At 69.5% G+C, this 22,348-nt stretch carries 21 protein-coding genes and 1 pseudogene; 7 read left to right on the top strand and 15 right to left on the bottom strand.

From position 1 onward, the window contains the following. Positions 1 to 96 precede the first annotated feature (96 nt). The 3 genes from ADK41_RS00415 to ADK41_RS00405 form a co-directional block, all read right to left on the bottom strand. The gene (locus ADK41_RS00415) at positions 97 to 633 is read right to left on the bottom strand and encodes a GNAT family N-acetyltransferase (RefSeq protein ID WP_051842895.1); all 537 of its coding nucleotides are present in this window, start codon (positions 631 to 633) and stop codon (positions 97 to 99) included. A gap of 170 nt (positions 634 to 803) precedes the next feature. After that, a complete protein-coding gene (locus ADK41_RS00410) occupies positions 804 to 1,697 on the bottom strand; it encodes a carbon-nitrogen hydrolase family protein (RefSeq protein WP_030819643.1) in 894 nt (297 codons plus the stop codon). A gap of 214 nt (positions 1,698 to 1,911) precedes the next feature. Next, positions 1,912 to 2,763, bottom strand: a complete 852-nt coding sequence (locus ADK41_RS00405; protein WP_030819644.1) for an SDR family oxidoreductase — start codon at positions 2,761 to 2,763, stop codon at positions 1,912 to 1,914. A gap of 227 nt (positions 2,764 to 2,990) precedes the next feature. Between ADK41_RS00405 and ADK41_RS00400 the strand changes: the two genes are divergently transcribed. The 5 genes from ADK41_RS00400 (at position 2,991) to ADK41_RS42405 (ending at position 7,030) form a co-directional block, all read left to right on the top strand. Then, on the top strand, positions 2,991 to 3,593 hold the full coding sequence (locus ADK41_RS00400; protein WP_030819646.1) for a C39 family peptidase: 603 nt from the start codon (positions 2,991 to 2,993) through the stop codon (positions 3,591 to 3,593). Further along, positions 3,590 to 4,957 carry a UDP-N-acetylmuramoyl-tripeptide--D-alanyl-D-alanine ligase gene (locus ADK41_RS00395; RefSeq protein ID WP_030819648.1) on the top strand — a complete coding sequence of 456 codons (1,368 nt, stop codon included), beginning with the start codon at positions 3,590 to 3,592 and terminating at the stop codon, positions 4,955 to 4,957. Before ADK41_RS00400 ends, ADK41_RS00395 begins: the two co-directional genes overlap by 4 nt. A gap of 358 nt (positions 4,958 to 5,315) precedes the next feature. Next, positions 5,316 to 5,525 carry a hypothetical protein gene (locus ADK41_RS00390; RefSeq protein ID WP_030819650.1) on the top strand — a complete coding sequence of 70 codons (210 nt, stop codon included), beginning with the start codon at positions 5,316 to 5,318 and terminating at the stop codon, positions 5,523 to 5,525. Between the two features lie 164 nt (positions 5,526 to 5,689). Next, on the top strand, positions 5,690 to 6,289 hold the full coding sequence (locus ADK41_RS00385) for a restriction endonuclease (RefSeq protein ID WP_420706713.1): 600 nt from the start codon (positions 5,690 to 5,692) through the stop codon (positions 6,287 to 6,289). Positions 6,290 to 6,586: 297 nt separating this feature from the next. Further along, positions 6,587 to 7,030 (top strand): hypothetical protein, encoded by a 444-nt coding sequence (locus ADK41_RS42405; RefSeq protein ID WP_199822357.1) that lies wholly within the window; start codon positions 6,587 to 6,589, stop codon positions 7,028 to 7,030. Positions 7,031 to 7,136: 106 nt separating this feature from the next. Here ADK41_RS42405 and ADK41_RS00375 read toward each other — a convergent pair whose 3' ends face one another. From ADK41_RS00375 to ADK41_RS00360, 4 genes are all read right to left on the bottom strand, one after another. Then, positions 7,137 to 7,706, bottom strand: a complete 570-nt coding sequence (locus ADK41_RS00375) for a peptide deformylase (protein WP_106979359.1) — start codon at positions 7,704 to 7,706, stop codon at positions 7,137 to 7,139. Between the two features lie 226 nt (positions 7,707 to 7,932). After that, positions 7,933 to 9,225: a competence protein CoiA gene (locus ADK41_RS00370; protein WP_051842896.1), complete on the bottom strand. Its 1,293-nt coding sequence runs from the start codon at positions 9,223 to 9,225 to the stop codon at positions 7,933 to 7,935. Positions 9,226 to 9,238: 13 nt separating this feature from the next. After that, positions 9,239 to 9,514, bottom strand: a complete 276-nt coding sequence (locus tag ADK41_RS00365; protein ID WP_030819661.1) for a hypothetical protein — start codon at positions 9,512 to 9,514, stop codon at positions 9,239 to 9,241. Positions 9,515 to 9,609: 95 nt separating this feature from the next. Then, positions 9,610 to 9,930 carry a DUF6087 family protein gene (locus tag ADK41_RS00360; RefSeq protein WP_030819664.1) on the bottom strand — a complete coding sequence of 107 codons (321 nt, stop codon included), beginning with the start codon at positions 9,928 to 9,930 and terminating at the stop codon, positions 9,610 to 9,612. 198 nt (positions 9,931 to 10,128) lie between these two features. On the opposite strand from ADK41_RS00360, the pseudogene ADK41_RS41945 reads away from it, so the two are divergent. Both ADK41_RS41945 and ADK41_RS00355 read left to right on the top strand, forming a co-directional pair. Next, positions 10,129 to 10,351: pseudogene (locus ADK41_RS41945) on the top strand (helix-turn-helix domain-containing protein). A gap of 185 nt (positions 10,352 to 10,536) precedes the next feature. Then, positions 10,537 to 11,418: a restriction endonuclease gene (locus ADK41_RS00355; RefSeq protein ID WP_051842898.1), complete on the top strand. Its 882-nt coding sequence runs from the start codon at positions 10,537 to 10,539 to the stop codon at positions 11,416 to 11,418. Here the strand turns inward: ADK41_RS00355 and ADK41_RS42670 are convergent. The 8 genes from ADK41_RS42670 to ADK41_RS42400 form a co-directional block, all read right to left on the bottom strand. Further along, positions 11,394 to 11,534, bottom strand: coding sequence for a hypothetical protein (locus ADK41_RS42670; protein WP_234318562.1), 141 nt, complete (start codon positions 11,532 to 11,534; stop codon positions 11,394 to 11,396). The two genes, ADK41_RS00355 and ADK41_RS42670, sit on opposite strands and share 25 nt — an antisense overlap. 591 nt (positions 11,535 to 12,125) lie before the next feature. Beyond that, a complete protein-coding gene (locus ADK41_RS00345; protein WP_051842900.1) occupies positions 12,126 to 13,466 on the bottom strand; it encodes a MarR family transcriptional regulator in 1,341 nt (446 codons plus the stop codon). After that, on the bottom strand, positions 13,463 to 16,024 hold the full coding sequence (locus tag ADK41_RS00340; protein WP_234318563.1) for a hypothetical protein: 2,562 nt from the start codon (positions 16,022 to 16,024) through the stop codon (positions 13,463 to 13,465). The genes ADK41_RS00345 and ADK41_RS00340 overlap by 4 nt, the downstream gene beginning before the upstream one ends. A 407-nt stretch (positions 16,025 to 16,431) precedes the next feature. Further along, positions 16,432 to 17,205 (bottom strand): hypothetical protein, encoded by a 774-nt coding sequence (locus ADK41_RS00335; protein ID WP_030819674.1) that lies wholly within the window; start codon positions 17,203 to 17,205, stop codon positions 16,432 to 16,434. A 422-nt stretch (positions 17,206 to 17,627) separates the two neighbouring features. Next, on the bottom strand, positions 17,628 to 18,029 hold the full coding sequence (locus tag ADK41_RS41505; protein WP_030819676.1) for a hypothetical protein: 402 nt from the start codon (positions 18,027 to 18,029) through the stop codon (positions 17,628 to 17,630). 790 nt (positions 18,030 to 18,819) lie between these two features. Continuing rightward, entirely contained in the window at positions 18,820 to 19,815 is a 996-nt protein-coding gene (locus ADK41_RS00325; protein ID WP_030819683.1) for a ParA family protein, read from the bottom strand. Between the two features lie 1,269 nt (positions 19,816 to 21,084). Then, positions 21,085 to 21,744 (bottom strand): hypothetical protein, encoded by a 660-nt coding sequence (locus tag ADK41_RS00320; protein WP_030819685.1) that lies wholly within the window; start codon positions 21,742 to 21,744, stop codon positions 21,085 to 21,087. Positions 21,745 to 21,823: 79 nt separating this feature from the next. Then, complete coding sequence (locus tag ADK41_RS42400) at positions 21,824 to 22,267, bottom strand: hypothetical protein (protein ID WP_030819687.1); 444 nt, start codon at positions 22,265 to 22,267, stop codon at positions 21,824 to 21,826. Positions 22,268 to 22,348 lie beyond the last annotated feature (81 nt).

Raw genomic sequence — 22,348 nt, 5'->3', positions numbered from 1 at the left:
AGCCTCGTCTTCGATCGGATCGGTGATCTCAGACCGGCGGTGGCCGACTCAGGCAGCCAGGCACAGGAGCTTGCGAGAACGGCCGCAGCCTGGGCCTCAGCCGGGCTCCATGAGCAGGCCGGTGTGGGAGTGGGACGCCGGCTTCTGCCGGATGTCCTTCCTGAGTGCCCGGTTGATCTCGGGGTCGCGGCCGGGGACGTACGAGCGGACCGGCTCGTAGCCGCATGCGGTGTACAGGCCGAGAGCGGCAACGTTGCGCATACCGGTCTCCAGCAGGATCTCGGTGGGACCACGGCCGAGCACGTCTTGTTCCAGAGCGGCGAGGATCCGGCGCCCGAGTCCCTGTCCGCGAGCGGACGGCAGCACATACATCCGCTTGATCTCGGCGGCCGAGGTGTTGAAGGTGCGCCAGCCCCCGCAGGCCAGTGCCGGCCCGTCCCCGAGCCGGGCGACGAGGAACAGGCCGTCGGGAGCGTCGAATTCCGCGTCCTCGGTGGCTTCGGGGTCGTCGGCCGTGCCGTAGGTGGCCAGCTGCTCCTGGTGGAGGGCCTGGACGAGGACGCGGGCGTCAGGGCTGCCGTAGGGGACGGCGGTGAGCGTCCATTCCGGGGCGGCCTGGAACAGCGAGGTCATGGTGTCGATGGTGCCGTGCCGCGGGCGTCCAGCGCATCACTGTGTCCGGCGCCTCGCAGTTGCCGACCGACCACGGTGCGGACTCGGGTGAGGAGGCTGCGGCAATCGCAGGGGCGGGACGGCATGGCCCGGCGCGGCGCCGAGAGGCTCTGGAGGACAGGGCGGCGGTCTCAGAAAGCGGTGTGGGTGTCGCTTCGCGGATCCCCGGTTACCCGACGGTCGTCGTAGAGCCCGTTCTGTGCCGAACGGCGCCAGGGTCGGGCGTAGCGGAGGGCCACGTCGATGTCCGGGTCGGTCGAGTCGAGGTTGATGTCCGCGACCGCCACAGCAGGTTGCCCGTCGGCGGGGCACTGCGCTAGCCACCGGCCGCCGGGGGCCACGATTCCGGACGGCACCGTGGTGCTGAACTGGGCTGGGATGGAGTAGCCGAGCCAGTAGCTGTAGAGAGTTCCGTAGGCTTGGGCGATCCGGGCCCGCGGCGCGTCGTCGACCATCACGGAGAGCAGGACGCAGTCGACGTCCAGGCGTTCGTACTCGGCGAAGAGTGGCGGGAAGTTCGCCTCGACGCATAGCGCGCAGCCGATGCGGATGCCGTCCACCTCGAAGACCACAGGCTCGCGCCCCGGGGTGTACAGGTAGGAGACCTCGGTGTGCGACAGGAAGCGCTTGTCGTAGCGCGCGACTAGCTCGCCGCGGTCGGAGACGATGAAGAGGCTGTTGTGGGGCCGGTTCGGCGGTGTGAGCGGGTGGATCGACCCGAACGCCGTCCACAGCCGTAGTTTTCCCGCCAGCGCGGCGATCGACTCGGCTTCTTCGCGCAGTACGTCCCAGGCGGCACGGCTCCAGTCGGCCGGGGCCAACTCGCCGTCGGGGCCGGCCGCCATCACGTGCTTGCTGGGGTAGGTGATCGCTCCCTCGGGGAACTGCACCAGGCGCGCGCCTGCGTCGGCGGCCTCAGCCATCAGGGCCCGGATCTCCCGCCCGGCTGCTCGCAGCGCGCCTCGGTCGGTGGGATCCTCCGGCACAGTGCTCTGCGCGACAGCCAGCCGCAATGTCCTCGCCATGGCGCGGACGCTACGGCATCCCAGCCCCTATGGCTTGAAGCTCGGGTGGACCCGACCAGATCCGCGTGGTTCCTGTCCGGTTCGCCGGCCGTGACCGGCGGGCTGGATCGCCGATCATGGTGAGGGCTGGCCCGCGTTCGTCCTCTCGCGCAGCCGCTGAAAGACCACCTCGTAGGGGCCCGCCCCCTCTTCGCAGCGCCGGAAGGCACGCCCGTCAGGTCTGCTCCGGGCTGCTCTCGCTCAGGAACTCGCGGGCGCCGCGGAGCCGGGTGCGCAGCTTCTGCTGGGTGGCGCGGTTGTCGAGTCGTACGTCGAGCCCGCCGTGCAGTCCCGTGTCCGAGCGGCGCGCCGAGGGCAACCGGGCGGGGTCGAACCCGTCGCGGCGTGCGATGAGCTCGCCCAGCTCGTAGCGGCTCAGGGCATCCGGCCCAGCGAGGTGGAATACGCTGGCGGCCTCGGATGCCTCGGACCCGGTGATCTCCCACAGGGCGGCGGCGAGGTCCTCCACGTGGACGGGGCAGCGGATGTCGTCGGTGTACAAGGCGCCCTGCCGGGTGCCGGCGGCCAGCGCGTGCACCAACTGCTCGTGTTCGGAGCGGCCGTTGCCGATGATCAGTGAGGTGCGGGCGACGGCTGCGTGGGGGCATAGGAGGCGTACGGCGGTCTCGGCGGTCGCCTTCGCGGCCCCGTACGGGGTGAGCGGATCCGGAAGGCAGGACTCGTCGTACCAGTCGCGGCCCGTGCCGGAGAAGATCGCGTCGCTGGAGACGTGCACCAGGCGGATGCCGCGCTCGGCTGCGGCTTGGGCGAGGCGGATCCCGCCTTCGGCGGTGACCGCCCAGTCCGCGCCGCCGCTCGTCGCGTTGATCACTGCGGTCGGAGCCACTGTGTCGAGGACCTCCTCCAGGCGGGCGGGGTCACGAAGGTCGAGGTGATGCCAGGTCGCCCCGTCGCTGCTGCCGGGGCGGGAGTGGAACGTGGCGGCCGGGCGACGGCCAGCGGATACCGCCTGCCGTACCAGCTCGGTGCCCAGGAAGCCGCTGCCGCCGATGATCAGCACAGTCATGCCGCCTCACGTTACGGGCGACGGGTGCCGCCCAGAGCGGCTTTGGCGGGATCCGCTGATCCTTCTGAAGCCGGGTCGGACGAAGCGGGAGACGGGCCGGTTCATGGCCCAGAGACGCAAGTAGAGGCAGGGAAGACCGCGCACGCGCGGGTTGCCGTCCGGTTGACCGGCCTGTCGACAGCGCGTTCAGCCAGTCTCCCGACGTGCTGCGGGTGACACTGACGGGTATGTCCGACCGATCGACGCTTCAGCAGGTCCCCTACTACTCGCAGTGGGAATCACCCGATCTCGTCCCGGAGTTCATCGCCGGGACGAGATCGGTCCGTGACGACCCCCTGTGGCAGAAGTCCGGCGCTGCCGACCCCGACGAGTACGCGTTCTGGGCCGACCGCACGTGCGGCATCGCCTGCCTGCGCATGGCCCTGGACTACTTCGGTGAGCAGGTCCCGCCTGTTATGCCGCTCGTGACTGACCTGTGCGAGGCCGGCGCCTACGTACGTGCCGATGACACCGTGGCAGGTCTGATCTACCGGCCCTTCGCCGCCTACGTCACCCGCCGATGGTCTGCGATCACCGCTACCGTCCACACCGACCTGGAAGAGACGCAGATCGCCGACGCCCTTCACGCCGGTTCCCTCGTCGTCATCTCGGTCCACAAGACGATCCGGACACTCGCCCCGCACCCCGCCTCAAAGGGCGGCCACCTCGTCCTTGCCGTCGGCGCCGACAAGACGGCCCTGCGCATCAACCGCGTCCCCTGGGCCGACCTGCCCCGCTTCTACGCCCGCCGCGGCATCGTCCTGTCGCACACCGAGGAGCCGGTCCGATGATCCCCATGACCCTCGCCGAGGTCGCCGCCGCCACCGGGGGCGTACTCGACACCACCGACGGCACCCCTGTCGTCGACGCGCCGCTCGCGTTCGACTCCCGCCGTCCCTCGCCCGGCTCCCTGTTCGCCTGCCTCACCGGCGCTCTGGTCGACGGCCACGACTTCGCCGCTCTCGCCGTCGAGCAGGGAGCCGTTGCCGCGCTCGCCCAGCGCCCGGTGCACGTCCCGGCCGTCCTTGTCCCTGACGTCCTGACCGCCATGTCCGACCTCGCCCGCGCCGTCCACCAGCGCTACGACGGCGTCACCATCGGCATCACCGGCTCGGCGGGCAAGACCACCACCAAGGATCTCCTCGCCCACGTCCTGGCCGCTCACGCCCCCACCGTCGCCAACCGTGCCTCGTTCAACAACGAGATCGGCTTCCCCGTCACCGTGAGCTCCGTCCGGCCTGATACCCGGTACCTCGTGCTGGAGATGGGCGCGCGCGGCAAGGGCCACATCCAGGCCCTGTGCGACATCGCCCGCCCCGGTATCTCCACCGTCCTGAACATCGGTTCCGCGCACGTCGGGGAGTTCGGCTCCCGGGAGGCCATCTCGGATGCCAAGGCCGAGATCGTCCGCGCCCTCCCGGCGACCGGCAAGGCCGTCCTCAACGCCGACGACCCGCTCGTGGCGGCCATGCGCCGGGAACACGACGGCCGGATCCTCACCTTCGGAACCGACGAGGGCGCAGACGTGCGCGCCACCGACATCACCACCGACGAAGGCCGTCCGACCTTCACCCTCCACCACCAGGGCCGTACTGCGGCCGTCCAACTCACCGTCTACGGCCGGCACAACGTCACCAACGCGCTGGCCGCCGCCACGACCGCGCTCGCCGCTGACGTACCCTTCGACACCGTCGCCACGGCCCTGTCCGAGGCACGGATGGCCACCGGAGGACGCATGGCCGTCACCACCCGCACCGACGGTGTCACCCTCATCAACGACGCCTTCAACGCCTCCCCCGAGTCCGTCCTGGCCGCCCTCGACGCACTGACCGAAGTGGGACGCGGTCGTCGACGGATCGCGGTCCTGGGCGAAATGGCCGAACTCGGCGACGCTTCCGTCCAGTGGCACTGGCGCGTCGCTGACGCCGCCGCCCGGGCCGGCCTCGCCCACCTCCTTGTCGTCGGCAGCGGAGAGGGCGCCGACGTCCTAGCCGACGCCTACACCGCCGCCACCCACACCGTCCCCGACCGGCATACCGCCGACACGGTCAGCGCCGCCGTCCGCGCCATCCTCCTCCCAGGCGACGTCGTGCTCGTCAAGGGTGCCCACGCCCTGGGACTGGACGCCGTCGCCGACCAACTCCTCACCGTCTGACCCACGACAGGGGCCGTAGGGCACCCATGCGGATGGCCATCTGCCGCCGGCCCCGGCCCGCTCGGAGCCGCCCTCCGGTGACGGCCGCACTCAGGTGACCGGCTGAGGGTGGGCGGTGTCGATGCCGGTTTTTCCCGAGCGAGTGCGGCCGCCAGGCCGGAACGGCCGGTCGGTTCTCTACCTCGTTCACCTGTGGGAACGTGCGTCCGGACGGTAACCAGACAACGTCCGGCAACGTTCCGCCAACGTTCACCGACCCGCTGCGATCCGGTCGCCTGATCGGCTGCACTGTTCCCGGCCCTTTCAGGACGGCCGCGAACAGTGCAGGAGACGAGGGCGGGGCGGGAGCGATTTTCGCATGGTGACGATCAACGTGGGGGTGCTGCTCGCGGTCATCGTGGTGATGCGGTTGCGCCGCAGGACCCAGGCCAGAAGCCGTGTCGAGGAACGCAACACCGCGCTCTTCGTCCTCGCTCTGGGCATCGTGATCGCGCCGACCCCGCTGGGTCAAGGCATCTACAACGTGATCAAGCAGCTGGTGAGCGGCATCTCGCAGGCCGGCACATGAGCCCACGACCCCGGCAGGGCACTCGCCGCTCCCCCGCCCGACGCCAGCGCCGTACGTCCCCCGCCCCTCGACGCCGGTCTGCGCCGAGGCGTCGCCCGGCTTCCTACCGTCGAAGGCGGACGCCTGTCTGGGAGCAGGCCGGTCTGCTGCTCCTGGCGCTCGCCGTGGCGTGGAGCCTGGCGATCGGCGCGTTGCGGTGGCTGGCTGCACACCCCTGGGTGCCGATCGTGCTGCTGCTCGTCGCGGCGGCGGCCGGCGGGGTGTGGATACACCGGCACCGGGAGACCGCCCGCTGGAACCGGGTACGTGAGCAGGGCCTGCGCTACGCGATGCCGCAGATCGACGCCCTGCACCACCGGCAGTTCGAAGAAGCCGTACGGGATCTGATGCGCCGTGACGGCTGCTCCGAGGCGATTCGGGTCGGTGGGGCCGGCGACAATGGTGCCGATGTGAAGGCCACGGACCCCTTTGGCCGCCTGTGGGTGATCCAATGTAAGCACCGTAAGGCCGGACTGGCCGGCTCCGCGGTCGGGACCCCGGACCTGCACGTCCTCAACGGCACTGGCCGGCCCGTCCACAACGGTGACGTTGTCGTGCTGGTCACCAACGGCCGCTTCACGGACAAAGCCGTCACCTTCGCCCGATCCCAGCGACTCCACCTCGTCGACCGCCACCTGCTCGCCCGGTGGGCCGCCGGCTCTACTCCTCTGTGGGAACTCCTGAGCGCGGTTCCCGCCCCCCGCCGTCCCGCCTCCGGGTCCTGAACCCTGCCGAGGTGCGGTGGCGTCAGGTGGCCGAACGGACAGACTCACGGTGACTTCCTCAACGCATCCCCTCACACGACGGCCAGGTCCGCACCGGGGTTCGCGCACCGGCGCAGCCGTCCCGCAGTGCCACAGCCGGGTCCGACTCCAGCACTGTCATCGGATGCGTCGCGGCGAGGTAGCGGGAAGCAGCTGGTCAGGGCCGTCGCCCTCGACATGGCGGCCCAACCGTCTGGCCGCCGGAAGCCGCTGGAGCTGCCTGCCTGGTCCGTGAGCGGTGACGCTACCTTTGGCCGGATGCAGCCACAGCGACCTTCCACCCTCGCGCCCAGCTCGACCTCCTACGAGCAGCCCGGCACCCGCATGAAAGCCGTGATGCTCTCGCTCGTCGCCGGGCTCGTGCTCGGCGCCGCGGGGATGGGCGCTGCATGGGCGATGAACGCCGACTCCGACTCTCCTGTCGACGGGACCCCGGCCGCAGATGCGCGTGCGGCCTGCGAGGCGCTCGACGGCTTCGACCCGGAGAAGTACACGGCCAACGGCCCTGCTGGCGAGGTCGCCGTCAACCGCTATGCGGCAGCCGGAGCACTTTCTGCGTCGGCGGCAGCAGGTGACGCGAAGTACGAGGAGCTCGCACAGGCCATTCGCCGATCACAGGACCGCCACGCCCAGGTGTTCGACTTCGACGCCACGGTGAAGAAGGATCTGGACCAGGCGCGCGAGATCTGCCGGGCCCTGTAGCCCGGTTACCCCCGGCCCGCCAGCGGCGTGGATAATTCCGATCGTCGGCCGAGACGTGCGGCACGGTGGCCCCCGACCGCCTGGCGCTCAGGTTTTCCGGCGGCCTCTACTGCTCGTAGGTCCATGCCCGGCCGGTCTGGCGGTACTCCTCGACGGGGATGGGTGCGACGCCGGTCCGCATCCGTGCGGTGTAGAGCAGGCCGTCCAGGTGGTCGATCTCGTGGTGTATCAACCGTGCGAGCCCACGCTCGTAGACGACGGTTGCCGCCTGGCCCTCCAGGGTCGTGGTCTCGACAGTGATCCGCAGCGGACGGGGAACGAGGCCACGGACGTCGAAGTAGCTGAGGCAGCCCTCGAACTGTTCATCCGTCTCGTCAGAGTGGTCGGTGATGCCGGGGTTGAGCAGGACGATCGGCGGGGTGCCGGCGCCGGGGGGCTGGACCACGGCGGCGGCCCGGCCGATCGCGATCTGAGGCGCCGCGAGTCCCATTCCCTTGGCGAACGGGTGAGTCTGCCCGATCCGCTGCATGGCGGAGAACAACTGCTCGACGGCCTGCTCGGCCTCCCGTCGCTCGGCCGGAAGATCGAAGGGGCGGGCCGGCTCGGCAAGGACGGAGGCTCCGCGCTGCACGACTCCGAGCTCGCGCATCTGCTTGCTGGGCCGTGCCTGGGCCACCTGAACTCCCGTCGATATACGCCATGTTCGGATTGAACCCGGGCCTGCCTCTCAAACGGTACCGGGCGTGGAGGTCCAGTGTGGAGCTACTCCAGGGCCGTCGGGTGTGCGGGAAACGCGCGGCGTGGTGGAGGACTGTCCGGCCAGCGGGGGGGGCCTGGCAGCGCGGAGGTGAGAAAGCACCGGGCCACCCACAAGCGTCCGCCGGCAGCTGACGGCAGCTTCCTCACTGGGTGCGGGGCTCTTGCTCGGGAAGGATGATGATGCGGGTGCCGTTGGGTGCGGTGCGGCCGAGGATGCGCAGCTCGTCGAGGTTGCGGACGAAGATGAGCAGTCCTCTGAGCTGGTCCCAGTCGACGAACTGGGGCCGGGGTCGCAGGACGGCGTAGGGGCGGTCGCCCGCGTACAGGGGTGTGCCCAGGGCCCAGCGGCGGCCGCCGTCGCGGTAGCGCAGTTCGGCGTTGACGCCGAGCAGGAGGCGGGCCTCGGCCAGGGCGGCGGCGTGGAGGTGTTCGCGTTCCCGGCTGGGGAGGTTGACCTGCCACACCGGCTCGGGGCGCGCAGCGGTAGGGCTGGCCTGCTGCGGCACGGTCGGTTGTCGGTCCGCAGGCCCGGATGGGGGCGTGGGCGGGGCGGCGGCCGGGCGGGCCCGCCTTGCTCGGTACTCCGCTTTCCGGCGGCGCTGCTCGTCCTCTCGCACCCGCTGCTGTTCTTCGAACGCGGCGACGGCGCGGTCGTGGGATTGCTGGTAGGCCGCGGCGGCGGTGATGTACTGCCGTGCGGTCCAGACGCCGGTCCAGGCGTGCTGCTCGGTGTGCAGCCAGCTCGGCATTCGGTGAGGGACGGCGCGGCCGGCCAGCGCCCAGGCGGTGAAGTCCCGCAGGTCGGCTGTCGTCTCGTGCCACTCGCCATGGCCGATGGAGCGGCACAGCAAGTGCTCTTCACACCTATCGACGGTGAAGCGGGCCAGCCCGCCGGCGACCGTCCAGTTCGGCTCGTCGTCGCTCGGCGGCCGGACGTGGATGGAGGGCACTTCGCCGACCCAGGGCCGCAGCTTCGTCGTGACCCAGCACACCCGTACACCGTCCTTCGCGAACCGCGCCGTACGCTCGCTGATCTCGTCCACGGTGATCGGGGACAGCTGCGCCTCCCACGCCATCCGCAGGCTGCCGTCCGGCGAGGACGCCATAACGTCGGCTCGCCAGTCACCGTCGGGCCCGCGGACCTCAAGCTCGGCGTGGTACCCGGCCGCGCGCACGGCGGTGGCCAACTCCAGCTTCAGCAGATGGTGCTCCATGGACTCCCTGGCCAGCGCGCAGGTGGGCGCGCCAGGGTCGTGGGCGAAGAACCGCAGCCCGTGCCGGGAAACCTTCGCGTGCATCGGGTACGCGCACTCCGGACAGACCATCGCAACGCGGGGGCGGGCGCGGTGGATCGCCTCCCATGCCCAGCCGCAGCCGAGGTCGGGCTGGGTGGCATCCAGTCGGCCGCGCCCGTCGTGTTGCGCGGTGAAGCCCACGGTTTCCTCCTGGTCAGGACGCCTGTGATCCGGGATGCGGCTGTGAGAGGTGGCTGCCGGAGACGTCGACGGTGAGGTCGAGGCGGACACCGGGCTGGTCGGGGGCCGGTTCGCATTCGTCGGGGCACAGGTAGAAGGGGACAAGGTTGACCGACGTCACGGACACCCCTTCGTGCTCGGCGATCCGCCGGCCGTCGGCCGTGAGCAGGGCGGCGACGTCGTCGCCGGTGATGGACACGGTCTGGGTGCTGCGGGCGTCGACCTTAATCTGAGGCGGGACGATGGCCATGCGTCTCCTTCATGGGGGGCGGGTGGCTGGGTGAGGAGGAGGCGGGGTGCGCCCGGGCGTCGAGCGCCGTGGAGGCGTCGCTTCAGGGCGGGCTCTCAGCGGCCTTCCTCTGTCGGAGCCGTACGGCGGTGCCGCCCCTTCCCGGGGCCGAGCGCAGGGCGATCCCACTCAGCGGGCTTGTCCTTCACCGGCTGCAGGGGATACAGCAGGGCCTTCGCGGCGTCCAGGTCCTCGGCGACGCCGATCGTCTCCCACTCGGTTCCGTTCCACTCCTGAATGACCCGTGGGACGTCCGGCTCGACGTGCGCCGCTCGATGTGGGCCCTCGGTGAGCGGCACCGCTCGTCGCTTCCCCGTCGCGGCGGCCCGGCGCTCCTCGCGTCGCTGTGCCCACTCCTCCAGCGGTTCTTCGTTCATCGGAGCATCGTGACGCAACCCCGCTCCGGGTCGCCACCCTTGGCCGGAATGGCACTGTTTGTGCTCCTCCGTCCTTTCGAACTCCCTTCCGCCGCCCAGGATCGAGACGGCCAGGGGCGGGTGCCTTCGCCGAACCGGTGGCCGACGTCTTCGCCCCACGCGATCACGGGGGGGCATCGCCCGCCCTTTCAGGGAGGAATTCGCTCATGTCCAAGAAGACGCTGGCCCGCCGGTCCGCGCCCGGGGGCGGACCGGGAGAAGCTCGCCGCCGAACTGAAGAAGAAGTATGAGGCCGGGGCCAGCATCCGGGCCCCAGGCCGAGGAGACAAGCCGCTCGTACGGCGGCGTGCACCGCCTGCTCGAAGACGCCGGGACCACGTTCCGCTCGCGCGGTGGCGTCCGGCACCGTCCCGAATCCTGACGGTTTCGCCACCTCGAGTTCCTCCGGTCACGGCAGGGGTCGTGCACGGTCGCCAGGCCCACCGGGAAGAGGGGGGTGCTCTCGGTCGGCGTCGCCCGGCCGGTGGGCCGAGGCCGACACGGGATGTCGGTGCCCTGTGGTGGTGTTGGTGCCTGCCTGTGATGTGAACTCGCGAAGGAGCACCGATGGTTGAGCACGAAACGCATGGCGGCGAACGTCCGGAAGACGGCGATGCGCCCGCCGGCTTAACCCAGCGCACCGCGGTCCCGGACGGAGGGCCGGGCCCTGACCTCCTGCTGCACTCCCCGGATCCGGGCCGCGATCCTGCCGGGCCGGAACGGTGGGCGGAGCTGCGTGGTGGCGTGCTGATCGGCGCGGCAGTGGTCGCCCTCGCGGCGGTGGTCGGGTTCGGGATCTGGCTGGGAGCCTGGCTGAACGAGCACTGGGGGATTTATGCCGTCGTGCCGCAGGTGGTGTGCATGCTGCTGGCCGTCTGGGCTCTGGCCGGCGACCAGCGCCGCCGGTGGGAGGAGCGGCGGGCCCGGGGGGTGAGGGTGCCGCTGGAGGTGATCGACGCTCTGCATCACCGCGAGTTCGAGTTCGCGGTGCGGGATCTGATGCGCCGCGACGGCTTCGAAGCCGAGCGGGTCGGCGGAGCGCACGATGACGTCTGCGACGTCCGCGGTGTCGATGCAGATGAACGGATCTGGGTCGTTCAGTGCAAGCACAAGCGGGACGGCTGGGAGGGCAAGGCCATCGGGGTGGAGGTCCTGCAGCGGCTCGCTGGTACCGCGAGAACGGTCCACAGGGCCCGGTTCGCGCTCATCGTCACCAACGGCCGGTTCACCCTGTCGGCGGTGGAGCGGAGCGAGACGTACGGCGTTCATTTGATCGACCGGGGCCGGCTGGAGCTGTGGGCCGCCGAGGGCCGGCCGCTGTGGACGGTGCTGGAAGGGGGCAAGCCCGCCCGGCGGCTGCCGGGCCAACGCCGCCGGCGGCCCGGGCAGACTCGGGCCGCCGCTGCCGTGTCTGCCTTGGGCCGTCAGGGCCGACCGGGGGTCCGGTAGATCCATCCGGCGCCGAGCCAGTCGTCGGCGTTGAGGGTGCCGCGGGCGTCGATCACCTTCGCCTTCGCGACGCGGGAGGCGAGCCGGGCGGGGTCGATGTGCCGGTAGTGGGCCACTCGGTGAGGTGCAGCAGCAGGTCGGCGTCCTGCGCGGCGGCGATCGGGTCGTCGGCGTAGTCGAGGGTGGGGTGGAGCTTGCGGGCGTTGGAATGGGAACACGCTGCCCGCCCCGTCCTTCCGCCGGTGTGGCCGCCTCCCGAGCAGCCGGCCACACCGGTGCTCCCCGTCCTTGGCGGGTTCGACATCCAGACCCTTGTCGGGCTCGCTGCCGCAACTGCCCAGCGTGCCCACTCCCTTCTTCACGCCCTCGCCCAGACCGACACCACGGCAACGACATCGCCGGCGGGCATGCCCGCGGATGCCGACCGGGACGGAACTTCGCCGGCCTCGCGCCCCGTCTCCCATATCCCGCTGCAGCAACGTCTCCAGGAGCTCCAGAAGGCCACTGGCATGACCAAGGCGCGACTCGCCCAAGCCGTCCGCGACTGGGGCCTGAGCGGCTGACCTGGCATCTTGATCTCCCCGAGCGTCTGCTGGGCGCCGATGTCCGAGTTCGTGCACGGGCCGGATGATCGCCCAGAGGGAAGAACCCCCCGCCCGCCGGCGAGCGGCCGGTGCTGGACCGTGTGCGGAGTCGTGGAGGCGGAGTCATCCGCACACCGCCTCGGGCGATGCGTCACCGGGCCAGGGTGGCGTGGGCCAGGTCGGCCGGTACGGATCGTCGACGATCCACCCCTGCCACGCCGGGTCGCGGAGCTCTCCCGTGTTCTGGTCGACCACGCCCTCGGGCACCAGCCGCAGCCGCGCCCGGCCGGGCTGGCGACGCTTGGCGGCGCGCTGTGCGCGTGCGGTGAGCCATTCCCGGTAGTAGCGCCGCTGGTCGCTGTGCCGTTTCCGGCGCCGCTCCCCCAGGCCCGCGGTGCCGCGGTCGAGAGCGACTTGCCGAAGCTGGTCGGGGTCGGGGCGAAGGCCTTCGTCGCCGGCCAGGTGGCGGGGCAGGTAGACCAGGCCGTCGGCTTCCTCGGCCAGGCCGTCTTCGACGAGCTTGTCCACGCGGCGGCGGACCGTGGTGCGGTGCAGGCCAATCACCGCGGCCAGGTGCGCGATGTCGAGGCCGTCGAGCGGGTGGAGGGCGGCGAGGATCCGGGCTCCGGACGTGCCGTGGGCGTAGTGGTGGCAGGCGTCCGTACCCATCACGGTGCCCAGGGCGCGGGTGCTCACCTCCCGGTCCGTGTGCGCGTCCGGGACACCCTCTGCCCCCCTCTCCCCCGGAGCTGGACGGTGTCCCGGGCGCGCACAGGATGCCTCGGCCTCTTGTGGGATCCGCAGGGACCAGGTCGAGCTGCGCTCACCGGTGCCGACCGTGACCAGGGACAGCCACCCGGCGGCGCGAAGGCGGGTATTGCTGGCTTCCACGGTCGAGCGGGCGCAGCCCATCAGCTCGGCCAGCTGCCGTACTGACACCTCGTGCTCGAGACCGCCGGCCTGTTCGGCCAGCTGCAGCCGCGCGGTGAGGTTCTTGAGGTCGGTGCCGCCGCCGGGCCCCGGCCACACGACAGCTTCCACGGCGGCCCGCACGCGGGCGATCGCCACCATGGCATCGGCCCGGCACACGATCGCGCCCGATGTGCCCACGAACGCGCGCGCCTTGTCGAGCATCCCGGCGAGCTTGCCCTCGGCGTACTGCTCGCCCTTGCGTGAACGCAGCGATCTCGCCCAGGCGCCGCCGGCGGTTGGGCGCAGCACCAGGGCCTCCCACCACTGCGCGAAGGTCCACTCCCGGCCGGGCTGGGAGACCGCGACTGCCAGGGCCATCGTCAGCCGGTAGCCGGAATCGGCTGACGTCCTGCCCGCGTACCGGCGTTCGGTGTCGCCTTCCAGCAGCAGCCGGCGCGCCCGCCCCGAAAGGCCCGGCAGCCCTTCCACCCACTCGGTCAACGACGGCCGCCGAGCGGGCCGCTGCGCGAGGACGCGTACGGGACGATTCATGCCCCCACCCCCGCCGGCTCCCCGCTGCCGACCGTCGGCGCGGCCGCGGATGTCGTGGGCCGCCGTACGGACACGGCATGTTCCGGTGGCGCCGGGCGGATCAGAGCACGGACCTGAGCGGCCGCCTGCGCGTACCAGTCCGGCTCGGTATCCACCTCCGCGGCTGGCCGGGCGGACCGCAGCGTACGCAGCCGGTCCTCCAGAAGGGCATGCGCTGTGTTCAACCGGGCCGTGTGCGCAGCCTCTTCCGCAGCCTCGCGAATCTCGTCATCGCTGGCGTCGAAGTTGCGCCGCAGGCGGTGCAACTCAATGCGGAGGACCTTCTTGTACTCGGCCTGGGCCGACGGCTGGTAGGCGAACCTACTCAGCGCCCGCCGCCGCAGGGCACCCAGCTGGAGTTCCGCGGCCAGCCGAGCCGCGAGTGCCACCGACTCGGGAAGGGCGCCTCCGCCCGCGGCGAGCAGCTCCGCCACCGCCTGGTCGACCGCTCCGCGCATGTCCCGCTCGGTCCTGCGCACGACGTCCAGCCGATCGAGCTCACTGCCCAGGCCCCAGGTGGCCACCGCTACGTCGACGGCCTCGGCGACCAGCTCCTGGACACGGCGCTCATCGCGGCACTGCCCGCACATTCCCGCCGTGTTGGGCTTCCCGCACGCCTCGCACGCAAGCGCCTGCCGTGCGGCCTCCTGGGCCGCGTACTGGGCCCGCTGCTCGGCCCACACCCGTTCACGGGCGTGCCGCTCTCGAGCGGCCTGCTCACGGCGGACTGCCGCGAGGGCGGCCTCCTGCTGCCAGCACGCGTTCAGCTCCGCCTCGAACGCAAAACGGTCTACCCGGCCGCCGGCCAAGGTCGTGGTCGCTTTGGTGAAGGCGCGGGCCCGCAGCGCTCGTCCGTCCAGAATCAGCATCTGGCAGGCGGTGCAGTCGGCCCGGGTGTCCATCCGCCGTCCGTCGTCGCACCGGAGATCCGGGCACATCGCCCGGCGTGGCAGAGCACGGCCGACCAGCCAGCCCACGGGGTCGGTGATGGGCACCGTGCCCTGCTGCGCCAACCGGCGCTTGAGCCGTTCCTGCAGGATCCGCTCGGCATCCACCTCCGGGCCGCACGCTCCCGAGATCTCGCCGAGTTGGGCCCGCACCACTTTCGTGACGTACCGGCGCGTCGTCAGCCGGTCCAGCTGGCCCCACACCATGGCCACCGGCTCCAGCACGCGCTCCAGCCCCTTGGGCACCTGAGCCCACACCGGCGGCGGCCCACCCGACGCAGCCCGCCACGCTTGGAGAGTCGACGCCGCGGCCGACACCTCCGACTCCCCCTCCGCGAGCGGCAGATCGGGTTTCTCCCCGCGAAGCGGGCCGTCCCCGCCGTCGACGACCGGCACGTCACCCTGGAGACCACCATCCGATGCCCCGGAGTTCCGACCCTCGCGTGCGCGTACCGGCTGACGGCAGTACCCCGATGCGGCTTCGCCGGAAAACCCAAAACCTCCAGCACCCTCACCACGTACATCAGCCACAACAGCGTGGTCGGCGTGAGGGTCTGCAGCAGCACAACTCGCCTCGAACGACTCAAAGACGGTCTGACCTGCGAAAAGATCGCTCTCGGCGTCGTCGAGACCTCTGGGTGCAGTTCCGGAAGCCTCCTCGGCCCCATCCAGATCATCCCAGGACAGCTGCCGCCAGCCATCTCCCTCCAGCACAAGCTCGTCACCGGCGTCGTCGCGACAGGCACACCGCGCACAACCCGCCACATCACCGGCAGGCACCGGATCCGGTGATGCCGAACCCTTGAGGACAGCAGCGTCCTGAACCCGGGCCTCCGCCCCGTGAGCGGCCGCCACCGCCGGCACCACGAGTCGACCCGAACCGCCTGACACCACCCCCGCGGCCACAAGGCGGCCCAGCACCGTTGCGGCGACGGGCACACGGCACCCCAGCAACCGCGCCAGCGTCACCGCCGCCCGCCCATGACGAGCCACCGTCTTCGCCAACGGACCGCCGATCAGAGGCACCCGCCCGTCCGGCCGCGCATGCAAAGCGAGCAGAAGCAGAGCCAGGCGATCCGACGCCGCGCCCCTCCCCCGTCGCCCCACCAGCAGACCCGGAGGCGTGGCGCACTGCTCACCCCACCCGGGAGCGAACAGCGCTTCCACGAACCGCAGAAGCGTCGCCAACTCGGCCTTCGACAACGCCAAGGGTGCCCCGACGTCGCTCCGGGCCTCCCACAGAGGCTCCACTCGATACTCGACGCCCGTCGGCAGGCCGTCGTCACCCCGCAGGACCCGCGTAGCGACGGCATCAACCTCCCGCAGAACGCCCAGCACCTCGTGGTCCACCGTCGACTCCGACACCCCGAGCCAACGACCCAGCTCCCGGGCCGTGGTCTCGACGCGGCAGGTGCCATGGGCGGCCTTCGCCATCAGCACGAGGGTGCCGAGACGCACCACGTCCTTGCGGCCGACGAGCCGGCCATCTGCCAGCAGGGCGCGGACAGCTGCCAACAGCCGGAGCCGCATGCCGCGACCCAGTTGCAGGGCCGGGCGCGGTCGGTCGGTCACCTGCAGAGACCTTGACAAGACGCCTGGGACCAATAGCGCTGGATCCGGGTTACTGGGCTTCTCGGGTAGGCTTCCGCCTGCTTTAGGCATGACTGAGCCAACCCTCGTACGGGTAGCTATGATCTGCTCCAGTCGAGGAGGTACAAGGGCGTCCGTCATCGCCACCCGGCGGGCTAGGCCGTAGCACAACAGCCGGGCATGCGACGCGATTCAGCTAGAGATGTCGGTTGTGCCTCACCTCCTCGACAACAGCAGTGGCCCGGGACCGCAGATCCCGGGCCGCCCTGCTACATGAGCCCCTGCAGGGCGTTTCTCAGAGAGGCCTGCTGCAAGGGGAGAACCACCGCGGAGGCCAGTGCTTTTCCTCCGACTCGGACCGCTGGCTTCTTGTTGGAATGCCCAGCAAGTCACTTTGTTTCCCGGTCAGGACGCCGGCCGAAGTGCTTGAGTTGAGGCCCGTACTCGTTGCGAAGGCTTATGTCGTCCAAAGGACGTCGAATGAGCCCACCGTCAGGGAGGTCGTAGAGCTCGGCCCAGTGGGATCGGCCCCCCTTCGTCTGGTGCTCGATGATTCGAAGCGCCGAACCAGGGTGCTGCGATGACGCATGCTGCCGCACCTTTTGGTACGTGGTGTCATCGAAGGCGGCCCTTGACGTGGCAAACACCGTGACCTGTTGGGGAATGGTGCTGAAAGCCAGCAGAGAGATCTCAGTGTCTTGGACTGTGATCGTGGTGTCCAGGATCTTGCGGGGCCAGTGGAAGATCGTTTCCAAGTTCGGCGGCAGTTCAGCGATCCATTCGCCGATCGGGACTGCGACGAAGTTGGTCCGCTGATGGGCGAGGACGAAGGCCGTGTGGGCGCCGAAATCGTTGGTGACTTCCACACCTTCAGGGGTGATCCACAGGATCGAGTCCATCTTGGTCGCAGGGTCACGCGCAGCATCGCGCGCCGCGTTGACCGCAAGCGACTGCCAGGGCTCCATCGCCCGAGCCTCGCTTCTGGACCGCTTCTTGCCTGGCCAGACAAGCTGGTCCACAAACGCGAACACGCGCACGACAATGACGTCTTCGCCGTCGAGTGCGCTTGAGTTTACGAGGCCAAGTTGGGCGGCCTTGGTCACCCAGGAGCGGTTGACGTTGGCCGTGCTCGCAAGAACGGCTGGCTGCACGTAGGCGGACAAGGCGTCTCCAGTGTGTGTCCGTAAGGCTGTGGATCACCGTAGCGCATGGCGGCCTGTTCTCGTGTCACGACGCGACACGACCTTCCCTGGTTTTCGCTGCCCCACCTGGACTTTCGCCCGGATTGTCCGGTACTACCGAGCTGTTTGCGTGTCGCGTCGCGTCATAGTCGAGGCCCTCAAGAGAGACGAGCGATGCGAACATAGGGACGCGCCAAGATCCCTACAGACATCCCTACAGGCATCCCTACAGACATGACTACAGCAGTCCCTACGGACCTACAGATGTAGCTACCGAGTTGCCTACGAGAGACTTTGCTCAACCGGTCGCTATCCGTGCTGCTCGAAGGGCGTGTACAAACGCGGAGGCGCCGACCACATTGCTGTGGCCGGCGCCTCCGCGGACCTGTGAGGTAGGCGCGCCCTTACTTGCCGAGCGGCCCTTCTGCTTCGAGATCACGGAGGAAGCGGTCAAGAGCGCCTGAGTAGACGTGAACGGCGATGCGCGCGTGCCCTGCTTCCCGAAGATCATTGGCCAGGGGTGCTGCGATCGCATACACCTCCGGGCTGACCCGATGGCTGGCCTGCTTCCCCGTGCCGACGTCCGTCTCGCGAGAGAGAAGAAACTCCTCCGCGAGTGCCAACTGCTCCTCTATGGTCGACGGCAGATACTGGCTCATTGCAGCGTCAACATACTGCGCAGCCGTCAGCGATTTGCCGGAGGAGGAACAATCTTGCGCCACCCGCTTGCTCAGCTGAGTCACCAAGTCCGCTGCGAAGCGAAAGGGATGGGTCTGCCAGTCATCTCGGCGGAGCTTCAGGTCCACCCTGCTACTACGCCATGAGTTGAGCAGTGCCGTGTGCGCGGGCCCCAGCTTGGAGCCTTGGCGGGAAGGAGCCGAGCGCTTTCGACGCGATCCTGCTGACGGTGTCTCCCCTGCTCGCGACTCAGAGGCCTGGGAGGAGAGCGATCCCTCCCCGGAATCACTCGGCTGTTCGTCGTCGGAAGCGTCGGGTTGCTTCCCAGAGGCTCCGTCGTCGTCGCGATCGTCTTGCGGTACCTGCTCGGTCTGTTGGTGCGCTGCCCCAGAGACATCAGGGGGAGAGGAAGCATGCTCAGGAGCAGAAGGCGGATAGTCATTTTGGCCGCCGTCTGCGGGTGTAGTTCTGCCGGGAGGTGCAGGGGCGTCGGGAACAGATGACCGCTCAGCGGGGTGCGGTGCTGCCGTTGCGACGGGTGCCGGTTGCCTGGGTTGCTCTTCCGAGGAGGAGACCGACAGAGACGTGATGGTGCTGGACTCGGCTTCCTTGTCCGCCGGTTCCACGTCGGCCTGCGTCAGCGTCGTGTCCGCCGGATGTGTCTCGACAACGCCCTGCGAGTCGGGAGGTGCGCTGGGTCCTGGTACGGCAACGGCATCCTGTGATGCGGGGGGCGGCACTTGGGCGGCCCTGACGGGCTGAACGCCGGCACCCTGGCCTAGGACTGAGCGAGCCGCCACGCTTGCCGCACCCGAGAGAGCGGGGTTGCTGAGTAGGTCGGGACGAGGCCGGAGACCGGCCACTTTCTTCGTCGCCTTCTTTCTCGGCTGCTTCCGCTCCGCTCCGGAGGCTTCTTCCTCAGGCATCGGCGTTCTCCTCGACGACGATCGGATCGGCGATGGTCCACTTCTGGCGCGGCATCTGGATGCGGTCCAGGATCTCCTCCACAACACCCGTGTACTGCTTGCCACACGAGTGATTTGGGAACCGCGTTACGGCGGGCCGACCGTGGATGTATGACTCTGAAATGCGGACGTCCCGGCGCACATCTGTAACGAACGGAAAGAGGCCTCGTCCTGGTTCGGCGTTGATCCCGTCGCCGATCATCGCGTTGCGGATGTCGACGTCCTGATTAGTCCAGGCAGACTCGGGGTTGGAGCGGTTGAGAAGAGCACCAAGGAGCTGGGGCTCGCACACTCCCCCGGTATTCGTTGCGATGGCGTGCGTGGCTGCACTGAGAACCAGGGCCCCCTTGATGGACTGGTACTCCGGGATGCAGATAGTTACCACGTAATCGGCTGCTGCCAGGGCCACCGCGTTGAGGTGGGAAACGGCCGGCGGCGTGTCGATGAGGACGAAGTGGAAGCCCCGTGCCTCCTGAAGCAAGAGGTGCCGGAGCGTGACGATCTCCTTGTAAGGCTTCGTCACGAAGGCGTTCTGCGCCGCTGACATGGACGCCTCTTCCGAGGCGAGGACGCAGAGCTGACCGTGGCCCTCGAAGTCCCCCAGGACGTCATCGGTGCGGTCGAACATCGCCTGCTTGAGGTGGGGGCGTGGGAACTTCTGGAGGGCCATCTGCAAGATGTAGCCGAGGGACCGCTGCAGTTCCGCCTCGTTCGCCGCCTCATCTTCGTGGCCGCCGAGGGTGATTCCGAGCGCGGTGCCAGCTTGCGCCTGGGGCTCAAGATCAACGATCAGGACGTTGTAGCCAGCCATGGCAAGGCGTGCGCCCAAGTTCACCGTTGTGGTGGTCTTGCCAACGCCACCCTTCTGGGTGGCGATGGCAAGCACGACCGGCGCAGGGAGCGATGTCTCGTTGGCGACATCGATGGCGCTCGCAAGGGCTGTAGTCATCGCGAAGGCCTCCGGAGGTGGCTGAGAGGGTGGCTGCGGGAAACGCCAGGACGGCTGTCGCGTCGTGTCACGCGAGTGGGGTGTATCTGAGTGTTCGTTCTTGCCATTTGCTGCATCACAAGTGCGCTCTGCTGTGTATACCGGACATTGGGGGCGTGCCCCGTGCACTGGATGCCTGGACTCCGTGTCACGACGCGACACGGGTGACGATAACAGGAAGTTGTGACGGGTGCTGGTGCTCTGGCAAGGCGCGCGGCGTGTCGTGGGTGTTGGGGTTCAGCGAGTGGATGTCAGCGCCAGGGGCGGGATGCTTCGGGGTGCGGTCGAGGGGGCGTCAGGGGGCGTAGAGCGCCCGGGGAGAGGGGGGCGGTCATGGACGAGTCAGGGGATGTGCCAGACCAGGTAGCTAAGTGGCAAAGACAAGACCGTCGAACGGCAGGGCGTGAGCGAGAACGAGGACAGCGGCGTGCGTGAGTGAGGAGTAGTGCGTGAGGGGGGCGCAGTGTCGGACAAGAGAGCAAAGAAGGCGAGAGGTTGCGGGGCGACCGAAGTGACTACGTGAGTCGATGCCTACAGACGAACAGGCATCCATACAGAGATACCTACAGAGATACCTACAGAGATGTCTACGTGCCTACAGAGATGCCTACAAGAATGAATACAACGTAAAGACGTGTTGGTCGAGAGGGAGTAAGCAGTGGCGTACCCACTAGATACCCAGCACCAAGGAGGGGTGGCGACCGAGGGAGTCTGCAAGAAAGAGGTGATGACAAGAAGCGTGAGTTCCACTGGAAAAGTATTTCTACGTGACACATTCCTGTTGTGGTGAGATGTCGGCATCTGCAGTTTCCGGAAACCCGAGTAACCTGACGCCGTAGCGTCGTCCCGGCCAAGCTACGTGATGAAACTGTCAAGAGCATCCCGCTTGCGCGTAGATGGAGTGTGCTAGTCACACAGCGCGGCGACCAATCGGCTTCGGTCAAAACCAAGAAAAGGACGTGTTGATCGGCCAGGGTCGTTGGGCGAAACCTGCCATAAACAGCCCTGTGCGTGCCCGGAGTGCCGAGGGCGAGCAGATAGACGGTGCGTCCGAGGTGCTCGCGTGGGCTGAAGTCGGCGGCCGTGAGGATGCCGGGGCCAGCCGGGACCGGCGTGTTCAGGAGGGCGAAGGTCCAGGCGAGCCGAAGACGACGTCGCTGTGGTCGGTCAGGGCCAGTCCAGGGGAGCCTTTCGGTGACAAAGGCGGGAACGCGCTCAGGGGGCCGGCGGCTACGCGGCCGGTGTGTCGAGGTAGGACCGGAGCAGGCGCAGTGCGGTGAAGATGTGCCGGGCGCGGCCTTCGTCGTCCTGGTCGGCGAAATCGCGCTCCTCGCTGGCACAGCAGTAGTCGACGATGTCGGTGATGCTGGCGCGGATCGCGGGCGGCAGCAGCGCGGCGGGCGCACCAGCGTGCGGGTTGCCAGGGGTGGTGACGAGAACGTTGCCGAGCTGGTCCAGGCGGACGGTGCCCGGCTCGATGGTCAGGGCGCTGACGCGCACGCCGTCCAGGAGGGGCACGTCCGGGTCGATCTCCTCGCCGGTGGTGGCTTCCACCCGGGCACGGGCCTCCTTCACGCTCGTCCCGGTGACGCGGACCATCACGGTTGCCAGGGCGAGGAAGGCCAAGTCCGCCTGCCGGCGGGTGCCCGCAGGGGGTGCGTAGGTGGCGGTGTCCAGAACGGTCAGGGCCTCGCCGATCGCCTTGGACAGGTGGGAGGGGACGAGGCTGGAGTTCTGCAGCAGCGCGAGCTTGTCGCCGGGGGCCGCGGCGTCGACTGCGTCGAGCAGCTGCTGGTCCTCGGTGTCGTCGCTGGCCCACTGGGACGCCTCGGAGGTGAGTGGGTCTAGGAGCGCTTCGGCGGCGGCCGTGCGGGCGCTCGGGGTGATCATCTGTGGTCCTCCGGGATGTGGAGCCGGACCCGCGTCGGGCGGGTCCGGCCGTGTGGACGGGGCAGGACAGCCGGAGGTATCAGGACGGTGCGGGGACGGCGTGGGTCAGGCTGAGCCGGATGAGGGGGGTGTCGCTGTTCCACCTCTCGATGCAGTCGGGGCAGGTGGCCAGCCGGGGATCGGCGGCGGCCGGGCGGTCGGCGCCTCCACACAGGGCCGGTCCGGCGGGGCCGGGCGCCAGCGGGCGGGGGAGCGGGGCCGGCCGCCAGCGGCGGGGGTCGGTCCGCTCCGGGATGCACGCGTCGGCGAAGGGGACCGGGGGAGCCTGGTGAACGGCGAGGGCCAGCTGGAGCAGCCGGTCGCGTACTGCCTCTCGCGGGCCGTGAAGGGCGATGCCGTTGCTGCCGGTCCACACGGCGACGGCGATCTCGCCCGGCTCGACCACCGCCCCGTCGATGTCCTCGCCGGGAAAGAGCAGTTCAGCCCCGCTGGAGGCGTGGGCCCATTCGAGTCGTTCGCTCATCAGAAAAGTCCTTGGGGTCTGGGGAAACAGAGGAGGAGGGGCGGGGCGGGGCTCGGTGGCGCGCCCTGCGCTGGCAGGCCC

Source organism: Streptomyces caelestis, assembly GCF_001279005.1.
In the GTDB taxonomy this organism is placed as follows: Bacteria; Actinomycetota; Actinomycetes; order Streptomycetales; family Streptomycetaceae; genus Streptomyces; species Streptomyces heliomycini.
Note: the sequence above shows the minus strand (reverse complement) of the source record. Positions and strands in the feature narration are given on the sequence as shown.